Source organism: Streptomyces sp. NPDC048521, from assembly GCF_043199855.1.
Taxonomy (GTDB): Bacteria; Actinomycetota; Actinomycetes; order Streptomycetales; family Streptomycetaceae; genus Streptomyces.
This window is the reverse complement of sequence record NZ_JBICWR010000017.1, coordinates 113475-128209: the sequence shown is the minus strand read 5'-3', so window position 1 is coordinate 128209 and position 14735 is coordinate 113475. Positions and strand designations below refer to the sequence as shown.

Here is a 14735-nt window from a genome sequence, read left to right as displayed (position 1 = left end):
AGGGCGGCAGGGGTGTCAGGAGCGTACTTCGAGCAGCGGGACCAGCTGCTCCGCGGGGGTCATCGAACCGTGGTTGCCGACCAGTGCCGACTCCTTGGGCTCCCGCTCGGAGGCGATGATCAGGACGTCGTCGTGCGCGGCCGCGACCACGTCCCCGAGCCGCGCGTACACGCGTTCGTCGATGCGTGGGCCGAACCAGCCCGCCGCGATCGCCTCGTCCCGCGACGCCACCCAGAACTGCTCGCCGAGCACCTCGCGCCAGACGGTCAGGACGTCGTTCCCGGCGCCCGGCACCGCGTACACGTGCCGTGCCCGCCCCTCACCGCCCAGCAGGGCGACCCCGGCGCGCAGCTCCCAGTCCGCGTCGAAGTCGATCCGGTGCTCGTCGTCGAACGGGATGTCGACCATGCCGTGGTCGGCGGTGATGTAGAGGGCGCTGCGCGGCGGCAGTTGCTCGGCGAGGCGCTGGGCGAGCCGGTCGACGCACATGAGCTGGCCGCGCCAGGTGTCGGAGGCGACGCCGTAGCGGTGCCCGGCGCCGTCCAGTTCGGCGTAGTACGTGTACACCAGTGAGCGGTCCCCGGCGGCCAGTTGCTCGGCCGCGAGGTCCATGCGCTCCTCGCCGGTCAGCCGGCCGTGGAAGGTGCCGCCGCTGAGCGCGACCTTGGTGAGCGGGGTCTGCGCGAAGGCGGGCGAGGACACCTGGGCGGCGTGCACCCCGGCCTGGTGGGCCAGCTGGAAGACGGTGGGATACGGCTGCCAGGGGCGTGGCGGGGTCCACGGCTGCCAGCGCAGCTGGTTCATCAGCTCGCCGGTGGCCGGATTGCGGACGGTGTATCCGGGCAGGCCGTGGGCGCCCGGCGGCAGACCGGTGCCGACGGAGGCCAGGGAGGTCGCGGTGGTCGCCGGGTAGCCGGCGGTGAGCGGGCGGCCGGTGCCGCCGCGGGAGCTGCCGAGCAGCGAGGTCAGGAACGGAGCCTCGTCGGGGTGCGCCCGCAGCTGCTCCCAGCCGAGCCCGTCGATCAGGAAGACGCAGACCCGGTCGGCCGCGGCCAGTTCCTCGATGGTGGCGGTCAGGCCGGGGACGCCCATCCCGGCGGCCAGGGTGGGCAGCAGGTCGGCGAGGGAGCCGGTGCCGTACTCGGGCAGCGGGGCGGTGTCCAGGGCGAGCGGTTCCGGGTGGTCCCAGGCGGAGAGCTGGGACATCAGCGCGTGAGGTCCGCGGTCGCCTCCGAGATGGCCTGCGCGAAGGCGAGCGCCTGGCGCACCGTCTCCGGGCCGTCCCCGGCCTCGCTGACGCGCAGGCTCAGGTCGTCCGCCGTGGAGCTGCCCGTGTAGCCGTGGTCGGCGTCGCAGTTGGGGTCGCCGCAGGCGGCGGGCTCCAGGTCGATGCGGCTCACCGCGCCCCAGCCGATGGTCAGCACGACCTCGCGGGGCAGCGTGCCCGGCTTGTACTGCTCCGGGTTGGCGACCACGCGGCTGACCACGACCGAGGAGATCCGGCCGAGCTTCACGGACTCCGTGGACGTCGTGGCGTACGGCGTCGGGGAGGTGCTGTCGGCGGCCTGCTCGTCGGTGTGGCTCACGATGAAGCGGTTGCCGGTGAGGACCAGCACGGTCACATGCCGGCGCACCTCGTTCTGGTCGAACGTGGTCTCCTGGTGGACCAGGTACGACCGGATGGGCTCGCCGCCCACAGCGGCCTCCACCGCCTCGGCCACGAGGGCCGGGTAGTAGCCGCTGCGCTCGATCGCCGCGCGCAGCCCCTGGGTCGTCGTACTGGTCTTGGCCATGGCGTCCATCCTAATCCGTGGGCAAGGGCGGTCCGGGCCAGTCACGGGGACCCGGGGCGGCCTGCGCACGCGGGCGCGCGTGTCTGCGCAGCTGCCCCGGGCGGATGTCCAGCCGTTCGGCGGCGACCAGGCAGGAGACGGGTTCTGGGCCACCGGAGACCGCTTCGAACGCGACGACGAGGGCCGCCTCCGCGCCCAGCGCCCGCCGAAGACGTGCCGTCTCCCGGGCCGTGGGCGCGCGGAAGACGGGGTCCTGGAAGCTCGGTGGGCACGAGACGAGGACGGGATCGAGGAGGACCAGCTCCAGACCGTGGTGGTAGGTGAGGTCGTACCCGGCCGCCAGGCGCAGCTGCCCCGCGTCCCAGGCGATGACCTCCCAGTCCCACCAGCTGCCCTCGGACAGCTCGCGTCCGGCGATCTCCACGCCGCCCCTCCCCCGCTCAGTAGGCCGGCAGCGTGCGCGGGCCGAGGTCGTCGCGGGCGGGCGGCGGCGCGAGCCGTACGGTGGCGTCGAGGACGCTCACGCCGTGCGGGGCGACGACGACCGGCTCCAGGGTGACCGCGACCACCTCCGGGTGATCGTCCACGAGCCGGGAGACGCGCAGCAGCAGCTCCTCCAGCGCGGGGGTGTCGACGGGTGTGGAGCCGCGCCAGCCGAACAGCAGGGGTGCCGTACGGATCGACCGAACCAGCGAGGTCGCCTCCCGGTCGGTGACCGGGATCAGCCGGTGCGCCATGTCATCGAGCAGCTGCGAGGCGGCCCCGGCCAGCCCGAAGGACAGCACGGCACCGGCCGCCGGATCGATCACGGCGCGTACCACCGTGTCTACCCCGCGCGGCGCCATGGCCTGCACCACCGGCCGCAGCTCCTCCGGCGCCCCGAACAGCTCGGTCAACTCGGCGTACGCCCGGCGCAGTTGCTCCTCGTCGGCGAGGTCCAGGCGTACGCCGCCCAGGTCGGCCCGGTGCCTGAGATGCGGGGCGGTCGCCTTCAGGGCCACCGGGTAGCCGAGGGCGCGGGCGGCCTCGGCTGCGGCGTCCGGGGTGGGTGCGGGGCACGCCCGGCGCACGTCGATGCCGTACGCCCCGAGCAGCTCGCAGGTCTCGTCGGCGGGGATCGTGAGTCCTTCGCCCCGTTCGAGCAGCTCGCCGATCAGCCGCGCGGCGGCCTTCTCGTCGATGTCGTCGTACTCCGGCACCTTCCCGGGATCAGCCGCCTCCCGACGCCACTGCCCGTACTTGACGGCTTCCGCGAGGGCCCGGACGGCGCGTTCGGCGGCGGGGTAGGCGGGGATCAGATGGGTGCCTTCGGGGGGCGGCTCCGCGGTTACCGCGGTGGGTGCGTCGTCGGCGCCGGTCACTCCGGTGGGCGCCTTGTCGACGGCCTGGGGTGCGGTGCTCGCCGCAGCCGACAACGCCTCGGCGAGCCCGCCGAGCTCCACGTGCACCACCAGCACCGGCTTGCCGGGAACGGCCGCCGCAGCCGACCGCAACGCCTGCGCCAGTTCCGCGTCCCCCGGCGACCCCTCGCCGATCGCGGGGATCGCCGTGACGACGACCGCGTCGTTCGTCTCGTCCGCCAGCGCCCGCGCCAGCGCCCGGTGGAAGTCCTCGGCCGTCGCCGCCGTCGTCAGGTCCAGTGGTCGCGCCGGGCGCAGCCCCTCCGCCAGGCAGCGGTCGTACGTCAGCACGCCCAGCGACTCGGAGTTGCCGAGGATCGACACGCGCGGACCGGCGGGCAGCGGCTGCCGGGCGAGCAGCAGGCCCGCGTCGACCAGCTCGGTGATCGTGTCGACCCTGATCACCCCGACCTGCCGGAGCAGGGCGGAGACGGTCGCGTGCGGCAGCCGCGTGGCGCGTACCGCGTGGCCCTGCGGCGCGGCGCCCGTCCCCTGCACCACGACCAGCGGCTTGGCCGCCGCCGTCCGCCGGGCGAGCCGGGTGAACTTGCGGGGGTTGCCGATGGACTCCAGGTACATGAGGACGACGTCGGTCCCGGGGTCGTCGTACCAGTACTGGAGGACGTCGTTGCCGGAGACGTCGGCGCGGTTGCCCGCGGAGACGAAGGTGGACACGCCCGTGACCCCGGTCACCCCTCCCCCGCGCCGGTGCAGCCGGGACAGCAGGGCGATGCCGATGGCGCCGGACTGGGCGAACAGCCCGATGCGGCCGGGGCGGGGCATCTCCGGGGCGAGGGAGGCGTTCAGCCGGACGTCCTGCGCGGTGTTGATGATCCCGAAGGCGTTCGGGCCGATGATCCGCATGCCGTACGCGCGCGCGTGCCGGACGAGGACCCGCTGGCGTTCGCGCCCCTCGGGACCGCTCTCGGCGTATCCGGCGGAGAGCACGACGAGCCCCTGGACGCCGTGCTCTCCGCACTCGGCGACCACCGCGGGCACGTGCTCGGCGGGTACGGCGACCACGGCGAGATCGACATGTCCCTCGATGTCCCGCACCGAGCGGTACGCCGGCACCCCGTCGACCTCCTCGAGGTCCTCGGGGAAGGCCTTGTTCACGGCGTGCAGCCGGCCGGGATAGCCGGCGTCCCTGATGTTGCCGAGGATGCTGCGGCCCACTCCGCCGGGGGTGCGGCCGACGCCGACGACGGCGACGGAGCCGGGCACGAGGAGCCGTCGTACCGAGCGGCCCTCGGCGCGCTGCTCCCGCGCGCGCTGCACGGCGAGGGAGCGGTCGGTGGGTTCGAGGTCGAACTCCAGGCGTACGACACCGTCCTCGAAGCTGCGCTTCTGGGTGTAGCCGGCGTCGGTGAACACCTTGATCATCTTGGTGTTGGCGGGCAGCACCTCGGCGGCGAAGCGGCGGATGTCCCGCTCGCGGGCGACGGCCGCGATGTGCTCCAGCAGGGCGGAGGCGACCCCGCGGCCCTGGTGGGCGTCCTGCACCAGGAAGGCGACCTCGGCCTCGTCGGCGGGCGCGGAGGCGGGCATTCCGTCGGTACCGATGCGGTCATAGCGTACGGTGGCGATGAACTCGCCGCCGATGGTGGCCGCGAGTCCCACCCGGTCCACAAAGTCGTGGTGCGTGAAGCGGTGGACGTCCTTGGCGGAGAGCCGCGGGTACGGCGCGAAGAAGCGGTAGTACTTCGACTCGTCCGAGACCTGCTCGTAGAAGCTGACCAGGCGGTCGGCGTCATCAACGGTGATGGGCCGGATGCGCGCGGTGCCCCCGTCGCGCAACACCACGTCCGCCTCCCAGTGGGCGGGGTACTCGTGCCGGTCCTGCCGGTCCGCCGAGGTCTGCATGGGCCCCAGAGTACGGCTCGCGTACGACAACGGCGCGAGGCAGTCTGTGGAGGACGACAAGCCGGACCGAGGCCGCGGTCCGACGCCACACCGGAGGGGACGAAGGTCCACTCCGGGGACGCTTCACGATATGGGAAACTGGTCTAGACAACCCTGAAGACTGAAGGGCAGCAACACATGGCTGAGCGCCGCGTCAACGTCGGCTGGGCCGAGGGCCTTCACGCCCGTCCCGCCTCCATCTTCGTCCGAGCCGCCACGGCCGCAGGCGTCCCGGTGACGATCGCCAAGGCCGGGGGCAACCCCGTCAACGCGGCCTCCATGCTGGCCGTCCTGGGCCTGGGCGCCCAGGGTGGCGAGGAGATCGTCCTGGCCTCCGACGCCGAGGGCGCGGACGCCGCCCTGGACCGTCTGGCCAAGCTGGTCGCCGAGGGCCTGGAAGAGCTGCCCGAGACCGTCTGAGCGCCTCGCGCGCTCACGCCGCAGCCGCGTCGGCCCCTCGGGGCGGCGCGGCTGCACCCTGTGCGGCGCAATGCTCACGCGGCTGCGTCATAAGCTCGCACCCTCCGCACGCGGCTGCGTCATAAGCGCCGCACGCCCCGCTCCATTTGCCACCGATTTACCGCCGATTTACCGCCGGCATGCGTGTGGCGCCCTCTCATGAATTACGGCACAGCGGAATTCGGGCAGCGCAGAAAATGCCCCGCCGCCGAATAGCTCTTCTTTGTATACGGCGCCCGTGTTAATGCCGCTGGCCCGACATGTTTACGGCATGTTGCGAAGTCCTCACACGCTCCGCGGCGCCGGAAAAGCGAAGGCGGTGCGCGCTCGTCGCGCGCTCGGCGTGCAGCGCCGTGACCGCCCGCGCGCGCTCACCGTCGCCGCGCGCCACCGCGTCCACGATCGCGCCGTGCTCCGCCCAGGCCTCCAGCGGGCTCGACGGCGCCTCCACCGCGTACATCCAGGCGATCTTGTGGCGCAGCTGGGTGAGCATCGAGGTCAGCGAGGGGCTGCCGGAGGCCTGGGCGAGCGTCTCGTGGAACCAGCCGCCCAGCGAGCGCAGATCCTCGCTGTTGCCCCGCCTGGCCCGCTCCTGCCCCAGCCGGACCAGGCCGCGCAGCACCTTGAGGTGGGCCTCCGTGCGCCGCTGGGCGGCCCGCGCCGCGCCCAGCGGTTCCAGGAGCATGCGCATCTCCAGCAGGTCGGCGGCCTCCTGCTCGGTGGGTTCGGCCACGCACGCGCCCGCGTGCCTGCGGGTCACCACGAAGCCCTCCGCCTCCAGGGTGCGCAGGGCCTCGCGGACGGGGACGCGTGAGACGCCGTAGCGGCGGGCCAGGACTTCCTCGGTGAGGCGGCTGCCGCGCTCGTAGACACCCGCGACGATGTCGTCCCGGATCGCCGTGCACACCGAGTGCGCCGGAATACGCATGACCGACCTCCGCCTTAATCCCCGTGAAACGTCGACGATGGACGTGTGTCCCGTGACTCTATTCCAATGAGCCGTAATTTCCGACGGCGGGCCGGAATCCATGCATATTTTTTGGACAACGGGCCCGGCGGACACCGCGAAAAACGACGAAAGCCCCGGCTCGGCGAGCCGGGGCTTCGGGTGCCGTGCGACGGAGGGTCAGACGTTCACGCCGTGCTTGCGGAGGTAGGCGACGGGGTCGATGTCCGAGCCGTAGTCGGGGGTCGTGCGGGCCTCGAAGTGGAGGTGCGGGCCGGTGACGTTGCCGGTCGCGCCGGACAGGCCGATCTGCTGGCCCGGGGTGACCTTCTGGCCCACGGTGACACCGATGGACGACAGGTGGCCGTACTGGGTGTACATGCCGTCGGCCATCCGGATCACGATCTGGTTGCCGTACGCGCCGCCCCAGCCGGCGGAGACCACGGTGCCGGAGCCGACCGCGTGGACGGACGTGCCGCTGGCGGCGTGGAAGTCGACGCCGGTGTGCGAACGGGAGGACCACAGGGAACTGGTGGCCTGGTAGGCCGTGGAGACGTAGGAGTGCGCTATCGGGGCGACGAAGGCGTTCAGGCGCTTGCGCTCGGCCTCGCGGGCGGCGCGGGCCTGGGCCGCACGCTCCTGCTTGACCTTCTCGGCGGCCGCCTTGGCCGCGGCCTCCTCGGCCGCCTTCTCCTGGGCGGCCTGCTGCTGAGCGGCGGCCTGCGCGTCGATCTGCTCGGCCACGTCGTCGCTCGCGGCGAGGACGGGCGTGAGACCGGTCTGCTCCAGGGAGTTCTCCGCGGCGAGCGCCGGCGAGACGGCGAGGGTGCCGATGACACCGGTGGTGGTGAGGGCCGCGATACCGGCCGCCTGAGCGGTGGTCCGCTTGACCCGGCCGGGCTTGCGGTGCTTCCCGGTGGCGCACATGAACGCCATGAAGTGGCTGGTCCTTTCCTTCCCTCTCGCCTACCGGGTTAGCTGACGGGTTCGGAGCAGGAAGGTCTCCTACGGGCCCCCTCGCTCTCGCATGGGCACCCGATTCACCCCAGGGACGGTGGGTCCCCGGCTCCCCTGGCTCGCGCCGTACGGGGACTCGGCGATGGCTGTCCGGTGCCGCGGGTGCGGCGCACTGCCTGACGAACAGCCCGCATGACGCTACGAAAGCCTGCTTTCAATCCTCAAACGGATCGGGGCTTTTGTAGCGCATCCCACAGGGCAGACAGGCAACCTCCGCCTCAAATCGGGCATCTGGGCAGCCGGTGGAACAGCGTGGGGCCCTGACGACCCGCGGGTCGTCAGGGCCCCACGCGCGCGTGCCGCTACTCCGCGGCGACGACGGTGACTTCGCCGATGCCCAGCGCCTCGACCGGCGCCTTGATCTGAGCCGCGTCACCGACGAGGACGGTCACCAGCCGGTCCACCGGGAAGGCGTTGACGACGGCCGCGGTGGCCTCCACCGTGCCCGTCGCGGCCAGCTGCTGGTACAGCGTCGCCTGGAAGTCGTCGGGCAGGTGCTGCTCGACCTGGTCGGCGAGGGTGCTCGCGACGGCCGCCGCGGTCTCGTACTTCAGCGGCGCCACACCCACCAGGTTCTGCACGGCGACGTCCCGCTCGGCGTCGGTCAGGCCCTCCGCCGCGAGGGTGCGCAGCACCTTCCACAGGTCCTCCAGCGCGGGGCCGGTGTTGGGGGTGTCCACGGAGCCGCTGATGGCGAGCATCGAGGCACCGGTGCCGTCCGGGGCGGACCTGAGGACCTGCCCGAAGGCACGCACACCGTAGGTGTAGCCCTTCTCCTCGCGCAGGACGCGGTCCAGGCGGGAGGTGAGGGTGCCGCCGAGGCAGTAGGTGCCGAGCACCTGGGCGGGCCAGACGCGGTCGTGCCGGTCCGGGCCGACCCGGCCGATGAGCAGCTGCGTCTGGACGGCGCCGGGCCGGTCCACGATGACCACGCGGCCGGTGTCGTCGGCGGTCACCGGCGGCACGGGCCGGGGCTCGCCCCGGGTGCCGGTCCACGCGCCCAGGGTGTCGCCGAGCAGCGCGTCCAGATCGGCCCCGGTCAGGTCGCCGACCACGACCGCGGTGGCCGTGCCCGGGCGTACGTACCGCTCGTAGAAGGCGCGTACCGCCCCCGCGTCGATCTTCTCGACGGTCTCCTCGGTGCCCTGCCGCGGGCGGGACATGCGCGAGGCGGCCGGGAACAGCTCCTTGGAGAGTTCCTTGGCCGCCCGGCGGGAGGGGTTGGCCAGCTCGTGCGGGATCTCGTCCAGGCGGTTGCGGACCAGCCGCTCCACCTCGCTCTCGGCGAAGGCCGGGGCGCGCAGGGCGTCGGCGAGCAGTCCGAGGCCCTTGGCCAGGCGGGAGGCCGGGACCTCCAGGCTGAGCCGGACACCGGGGTGGTCGGCGTGCGCGTCCAGCGTGGCGCCCGCGCGCTCCAGCTCGGCCGCGAACTCCTCGGCGGAGTGCTTGTCGGTGCCTTCGGAGAAGGCTCGCGCCATGATCGTGGCGACGCCGTCCAGGCCGGCCGGCTCGGCGTCCAGGGGCGCGTCGAGCAGCACCTCGACGGCGACGACCTGCTGGCCGGGGCGGTGGCAGCGCAGCACCGTCAGACCGTTGTCGAGCGTGCCGCGCTCGGGGGCCGGGAACGCCCACGGCCTGGCCTCGCCCGGCTGCGGCTGGGGGTGGAAGTCCATCGTGGCGAGCTGGGTCACTTGGCCGTCTCCTCGTTCTCGTTACCGGCCTCTACGGTCGCTTCCTGCTCCGGATCCTCCGGGACCTCGGCGTCCTCGACGGCCTCCGGGGACTTGGGCTCGTAGACGAGGACCGCGCGGTTGTCGGGCCGCAGGCGGGCCTTGGCGACCTCCTGGACCTCCTCGGGGGTCACCTCGAGGACGCGGTGCACGGCGGTGAGGGCGAGCTGCGGGTCGCCGAACAGCACGGCGTACCGGCACAGTTCGTCGGCGCGGCCGGCGACCGTGCCGAGCCGGTCCAGCCACTCACGCTCCAACTGGGCCTGGGCGCGCTCCATCTCCTCGGGCGTGGGGCCCTCCGCGGCGAACCGGGCCAGTTCCTCGTCGATGGCGGCCTCGATGACCGGCACCTCCACGTCACCGGAGGTCTTCACGTCGAGCCAGCCCATCGAGGGCGCGCCGGCCAGGCGCAGCAGGCCGAAACCGGCCGCGACGGCCGTACGGTCGCGGCGCACCAGCCGGTTGTACAGGCGGGAGGACTCGCCGCCGCCGAGGACGGTCAGGGCGAGGTCGGCCGCGTCCGCCTCGCGCGTGCCGTCGTGCGGCAGCCGGTAGGCGGCCATCAGGGCGCGCGCCGGGACCTCCTCGACGACGACCTCGCGCAGCTGCTCCCCGATGATCTCCGGCAGGGAGCCGTCGCGGGGCTGGGGCTTGCCGTCGTGGGACGGGATCGACCCGAAGTACTTCTCGATCCAGGCGAGCGTCTGCGCGCTGTCGATGTCGCCGACCACGGAGAGCACCGCGTTGTTCGGCGCGTAGTAGGTGCGGAAGAACTGGCGCGCGTCCTCCAGGGTGGCCGCGTCCAGGTCCGCCATCGAGCCGATCGGCGTGTGGTGGTAGGGGTGGCCCTCCGGGTAGGAGAGGGCGGTCAGCTTCTCGAAGGCGGTGCCGTAGGGGACGTTGTCGTAGCGCTGGCGGCGCTCGTTCTTGACGACGTCCCGCTGGTTCTCCATGGACTCGTCGTCCAGGGCGGCCAGCAGCGAGCCCATGCGGTCGGCCTCCAGCCAGAGGGCGAGCTCCAGCTGGTGGGCCGGCATGGTCTCGAAGTAGTTGGTCCGCTCGAAGCTGGTGGTGCCGTTGAGCGAGCCGCCGGCGCCCTGCACCAGCTCGAAGTGGCCGTTGCCCTTGACCTGCGCCGAGCCCTGGAACATCAGGTGCTCGAAGAGGTGAGCCAGGCCGGTACGCCCCTTGACCTCGTGGCGGGAACCGACGTCGTACCAGAGGCACACCGCCGCCACCGGGGTCAGGTGGTCCTCGGAGAGCACCACGCGCAGACCGTTGGCCAGGCGGTGCTCGGTCGCTGTCAGGCCCCCGGAGCCTGCCTCGGCTGTGGTCGTGTGACCCATGGGCATGTACGTCCCTTCGCGAGCGGAGGCGGTCGAAAGAAACCGCGGTTTTCCTGCCGTTCCTGCCACTGTATGCAAAGCGTGCGGGACGTCGGTGAAGTTCCCGCGGGACGTACGCCCACAGCGGATCGCGTAGCCTGCCTGCGACCCCTCTCCCGATGGCCTCCGGGCACCGGCCAGGCCGGCGGAGACCGGGTCGTGGCCCGGGCTGTCAGTGCCGCGGTCCACAATGGTCCGCGTCAGATCCGTCAATCGCTTCAGCAGCAAGAGCGAGCCGAGGGGGCGCGGGGGGGGGGGGGGGGGGGGGGGGGGGGGGGGGGGGGGGGGGGGGGGGGGGGGGGGGGGGGGGGGGGGGGGGGCGGCCCCCCCCCGCCCCCCCGCCCCGCCCCCCCCCCCCCCCGCCCCCCCACACCGAGCGCACCGTAGGCAAGCGACCAGATCAGGAGGAGCCGGCAGCGATGGCCCGCCGCAGCACGAAGACCCCGCCGCCCGACGATTCGTTCGAGGAGAGGATCCTCGACATCGACGTCGTGGACGAGATGCGTGGCTCCTACCTGGAGTACGCGTACTCGGTCATCTACTCGCGCGCCCTGCCGGACGCCCGTGACGGCCTCAAGCCGGTGCATCGCCGGATCGTCTACCAGATGAACGAGATGGGCCTGCGCCCCGACCGCGGCTATGTGAAGTGCGCGCGTGTCGTCGGCGAGGTCATGGGCAAGCTGCACCCGCACGGTGACGCGTCGATCTACGACGCCCTGGTGCGTATGGCGCAGCCCTTCTCCATGCGCGTGCCCCTGGTCGACGGCCACGGCAACTTCGGCTCGCTGGGCAACGACGACCCGCCGGCCGCGATGCGGTACACCGAGTGCCGCCAGGCCGAGGCGACGAGCCTGATGACCGAGTCGATCGACGAGGACACGGTCGACTTCGCGCCCAACTACGACGGCCAGGAGCAGGAGCCGGTGGCCCTCCCGGCCGCCTTCCCGAACCTGCTGGTCAACGGCTCCTCCGGCATCGCGGTCGGCATGGCGACGAACATGCCGCCGCACAACCTGCGCGAGGTCGTCGCCGCCGCCCGTCACCTGATCAAGCACCCGAACGCGGACCTGGACGCGCTGATGAAGCACGTCCCGGGCCCGGACCTGCCCACCGGCGGCCGGATCGTCGGCCTGGACGGCATCCGGGACGCGTACGCGACGGGTCGCGGCACCTTCAAGATGCGCGCGACGGTGTCGGTGGAGACCGTGACCGCCCGCCGCAAGGGCCTGGTGGTCACCGAACTGCCGTTCACGGTCGGCCCCGAGAAGGTCATCGCGAAGATCAAGGACCTGGTCAACGCGAAGAAGATCCAGGGCATCGCCGACGTCAAGGACCTCACCGACCGCGAGCACGGTCTGCGCCTCGTCATCGAGATCAAGAACGGCTTCGTGCCCGAGGCGGTCCTGGAGCAGCTGTACAAGCTGACGCCGATGGAGGAGTCCTTCGGCATCAACAACGTCGCCCTGGTCGACGGCCAGCCACTCACCCTGGGCCTGAAGGAGCTGCTGGAGGTCTATCTCGACCACCGCTTCGAGGTGGTCCGGCGCCGCAGCGAGTTCCGCCGCGGCAAGAAGCGCGACCGGCTGCACCTGGTCGAGGGTCTGCTGACCGCGCTGGTCGACATCGACGAGGTCATCCGGATCATCCGGTCCAGCGACAACTCCGCGCAGGCCAAGGAGCGCCTGATCGAGCGCTTCTCGCTGAGCGAGGTGCAGACGCAGTACATCCTCGACACGCCGCTGCGCCGGCTCACCAAGTACGACCGCATCGAGCTGGAGGCGGAGAAGGAGAAGCTCACCGCGGAGATCGAGGAGCTGACCCGGATCCTGGATTCGGACGCCGAGCTGCGCAAGCTGGTCTCGGCCGAACTGGCGGCGGTGGCCAAGAAGTTCGGCACCGACCGGCGCACGGTCCTGCTGGAGTCCGCGGGTGCCCCGGTGGCCGCCGTGCCGCTCCAGGTGGCCGACGACCCGTGCCGGGTGCTGCTGTCCTCGACGGGTCTGCTGGCCCGTACGGCGACCGCGGAGCCGTTCGCGGAGGCGGCCGGCGCCAAGCGCGTCAAGCACGATGTGATCGTCTCGGCGGTCCCGGCGACCGCGCGCGGTGAGATCGGCGCGGTGACGTCGGCGGGCCGCCTGTTGCGGATCAACGTGGTAGACCTGCCGCAGCTGCCCGAGTCGGTGGCCACGCCGAACCTCTCCGGAGGGGCGCCGCTGGCGGAGTTCGTCTCCCTGGAGGACGACGAGACGGTGGTCTGCCTGGCCACGCTGGACGAGTCGTCGCCGGGTCTGGCGCTCGGCACGGAGCAGGGTGTCGTCAAGCGTGTGGTGCCCGACTACCCGTCCAACAAGGACGAGTTGGAGGTCATCACGCTCAAGGAGGGTGACCGGATCGTCGGCGCGGTGGAGCTGCGCACCGGCGAGGAGGACCTGGTGTTCATCACGGACGACGCGCAGCTGCTGCGTTTCCAGGCCTCGATCGTCCGCCCGCAGGGCCGCCCGGCGGGCGGCATGGCGGGCATCAAGCTCGCCGAGGGCGCGAAGGTCATCTCCTTCACGGCGGTGGACCCGGCCGTCGACGCCGTGGTCTTCACGGTGGCGGGCTCGCGCGGCACGCTGGACGACTCCGTGCAGACGACGGCCAAGCTGACGCCGTTCGACCAGTACCCGCGCAAGGGCCGGGCCACCGGCGGCGTGCGCTGCCAGCGGTTCCTCAAGGGCGAGGACTGCCTGTCGCTGGCCTGGGCGGGCCCGGTTCCCGCGCTCGCGGCGCAGAAGAACGGCACCCCGGCGGAGCTGCCGGAGCTGGACCCGCGCCGGGACGGCTCTGGCACCTCGCTGCCCAAGACGGTGTCGGTGGTCGCGGGGCCGGTGTTCTAGTCGGTGCCCTGGTCGGTGATCCAGGCGGGCGGATCCTCGAGGTCCGCCTCGTCCGGACCGGCCTCCTCCGGGTCCGTTTCCCGCGGCCCCTGCACGTAACGCAGGACGCCCCACATACCGTGCTCGTCGGTGTGCGGGGCGTCGTTCCTGCACGCCTCGAGTTCCTTGCCGAGGGCGCCGGCGTCGATTCCGGAGCCGATCAGCACGAGCTGGGTGAGGCGGGCGTCGGCGGGCGTCCAGGGCTCGGGGTAGAAGCGCAGGAACCGGCCGACGGCGTGCACGGCGTACCGGCCGAGCGGGTCGTACGGACCGAAGTCGACATATCCCTTGATCCGGTACAGCCCCTGGGGCCGGCTGTCCAGGAACCGCATGAGCCTACGGGGCTCCATCGGCACGTCGGAGGCGAAGGACAGGCTGTCGTAGCCGGTGTGCAGGTGCCCGGCGTGCTCGTGTGCGCCGTGGTCGTGCAGGTCGTCGAAGGACAGCTGTCCGATGCGCTCCGCGCTCGGCCTGCAGTCGAAGAGGAACTCGGGGTCGATGCGGCCGTAGGTGGCGGGGACGACGGCGGCGCGGTCGGTGAGCGAGCGGACGAGCCCGAGGATCCGGTCGGCGTCGTCCGCGCGGTCGAGTTTGTTGACGACGACCAGGTCGGCGAGGGCGAGGTGCCGGTCGATTTCGGGGTGCTGCGCACGCGTGTCGTCGAACTCGGCGGCGTCGACGACCTCGACGAGACCGCCGTAGACGATGCCGGGATGCTCGCTGGCGAGCACCATCCGCACGAGTTCCTGCGGCTCGGCGAGCCCGCTCGCCTCGATGACGATCACGTCGATGCCGGCGGCGGGCGCGGCCAGCCGGTCCAGGTAGGCGTCCAGTTCGCTCACGTCGACGGCACAGCACAGGCAGCCGTTGCCGAGCGAGACGGTCGAGTCGCCGAGAGCGCCGGCCACGGCCATCGCGTCGATCTCGATGGCCCCGAAGTCGTTGACGATCGCCCCGATGCGGCTGCCCCCGCTGCGGTGCAGCAGGTGGTTGAGGAGCGTGGTCTTCCCGGAGCCCAGGAAACCGGCGAGTACGACGACCGGGATCTGCTGCGGACCACGGCTGCTGTCCAGGCTGTTCCCCAACGGGCGACCTCTCTCACGCGCAAGCGCACACCGGCTCGCGACCCGGCGCACGGACGAGCTTCGACTGCGCGACCAGGATACGAGCGGGAGGAGTCGCGGC

The 14735-nt window shown here is 72.3% G+C and carries 11 protein-coding genes and 1 riboswitch; of the genes, 2 read left to right on the top strand and 9 right to left on the bottom strand.

Annotated features, from left to right (window positions below):
* Window positions 1-15: 15 nt before the first annotated feature.
* Genes ACGFRF_RS32060 through ACGFRF_RS32045 form a run of 4 tightly spaced genes read right to left on the bottom strand, consistent with a single transcriptional unit; the run spans window position 16 to window position 5056 of the window.
* A complete protein-coding gene (locus ACGFRF_RS32060) occupies window positions 16-1206 on the bottom strand; it encodes an alkaline phosphatase family protein (protein ID WP_393745971.1) in 1191 nt (396 codons plus the stop codon).
* Window positions 1206-1802: a DUF5998 family protein gene (locus ACGFRF_RS32055; protein ID WP_393745969.1), complete on the bottom strand. Its 597-nt coding sequence runs from the start codon at window positions 1800-1802 to the stop codon at window positions 1206-1208. Before ACGFRF_RS32055 ends, ACGFRF_RS32060 begins: the two co-directional genes overlap by 1 nt.
* A gap of 1 nt (window position 1803) precedes the next feature.
* Entirely contained in the window at window positions 1804-2217 is a 414-nt protein-coding gene (locus tag ACGFRF_RS32050) for a hypothetical protein (RefSeq protein ID WP_393745967.1), read from the bottom strand.
* Window positions 2218-2233: 16 nt separating this feature from the next.
* Window positions 2234-5056 carry a GNAT family N-acetyltransferase gene (locus tag ACGFRF_RS32045; RefSeq protein WP_393745965.1) on the bottom strand — a complete coding sequence of 941 codons (2823 nt, stop codon included), beginning with the start codon at window positions 5054-5056 and terminating at the stop codon, window positions 2234-2236.
* Between the two features lie 177 nt (window positions 5057-5233).
* Here ACGFRF_RS32045 and ACGFRF_RS32040 point away from each other — a divergent pair, with 177 nt between their 5' ends.
* On the top strand, window positions 5234-5515 hold the full coding sequence (locus tag ACGFRF_RS32040) for an HPr family phosphocarrier protein (protein ID WP_030563197.1): 282 nt from the start codon (window positions 5234-5236) through the stop codon (window positions 5513-5515).
* Between the two features lie 280 nt (window positions 5516-5795).
* Here ACGFRF_RS32040 and ACGFRF_RS32035 read toward each other — a convergent pair whose 3' ends face one another.
* The 4 genes from ACGFRF_RS32035 to ACGFRF_RS32020 all read right to left on the bottom strand — a co-directional run bounded on the left by ACGFRF_RS32035 (window position 5796) and on the right by ACGFRF_RS32020 (window position 10599).
* A complete protein-coding gene (locus ACGFRF_RS32035; RefSeq protein ID WP_393745963.1) occupies window positions 5796-6482 on the bottom strand; it encodes a GntR family transcriptional regulator in 687 nt (228 codons plus the stop codon).
* A gap of 198 nt (window positions 6483-6680) precedes the next feature.
* Window positions 6681-7436: a M23 family metallopeptidase gene (locus ACGFRF_RS32030; protein WP_393745961.1), complete on the bottom strand. Its 756-nt coding sequence runs from the start codon at window positions 7434-7436 to the stop codon at window positions 6681-6683.
* 12 nt (window positions 7437-7448) lie between these two features.
* A riboswitch (cyclic di-AMP (ydaO/yuaA leader) is annotated at window positions 7449-7609 on the bottom strand.
* A gap of 210 nt (window positions 7610-7819) precedes the next feature.
* Window positions 7820-9208, bottom strand: coding sequence for a M16 family metallopeptidase (locus tag ACGFRF_RS32025; protein ID WP_393745959.1), 1389 nt, complete (start codon window positions 9206-9208; stop codon window positions 7820-7822).
* Window positions 9205-10599 carry a M16 family metallopeptidase gene (locus tag ACGFRF_RS32020; RefSeq protein ID WP_393745957.1) on the bottom strand — a complete coding sequence of 465 codons (1395 nt, stop codon included), beginning with the start codon at window positions 10597-10599 and terminating at the stop codon, window positions 9205-9207. The genes ACGFRF_RS32025 and ACGFRF_RS32020 overlap by 4 nt, the downstream gene beginning before the upstream one ends.
* Before the next feature lie 452 nt (window positions 10600-11051).
* Here ACGFRF_RS32020 and ACGFRF_RS32015 point away from each other — a divergent pair, with 452 nt between their 5' ends.
* Complete coding sequence (locus tag ACGFRF_RS32015; protein ID WP_393745955.1) at window positions 11052-13511, top strand: DNA topoisomerase (ATP-hydrolyzing) subunit A; 2460 nt, start codon at window positions 11052-11054, stop codon at window positions 13509-13511.
* Here the strand turns inward: ACGFRF_RS32015 and ACGFRF_RS32010 are convergent.
* Window positions 13508-14635, bottom strand: a complete 1128-nt coding sequence (locus ACGFRF_RS32010) for a CobW family GTP-binding protein (protein WP_393745953.1) — start codon at window positions 14633-14635, stop codon at window positions 13508-13510. The two genes, ACGFRF_RS32015 and ACGFRF_RS32010, sit on opposite strands and share 4 nt — an antisense overlap.
* Between the last annotated feature and the right edge of the window lie 100 nt (window positions 14636-14735).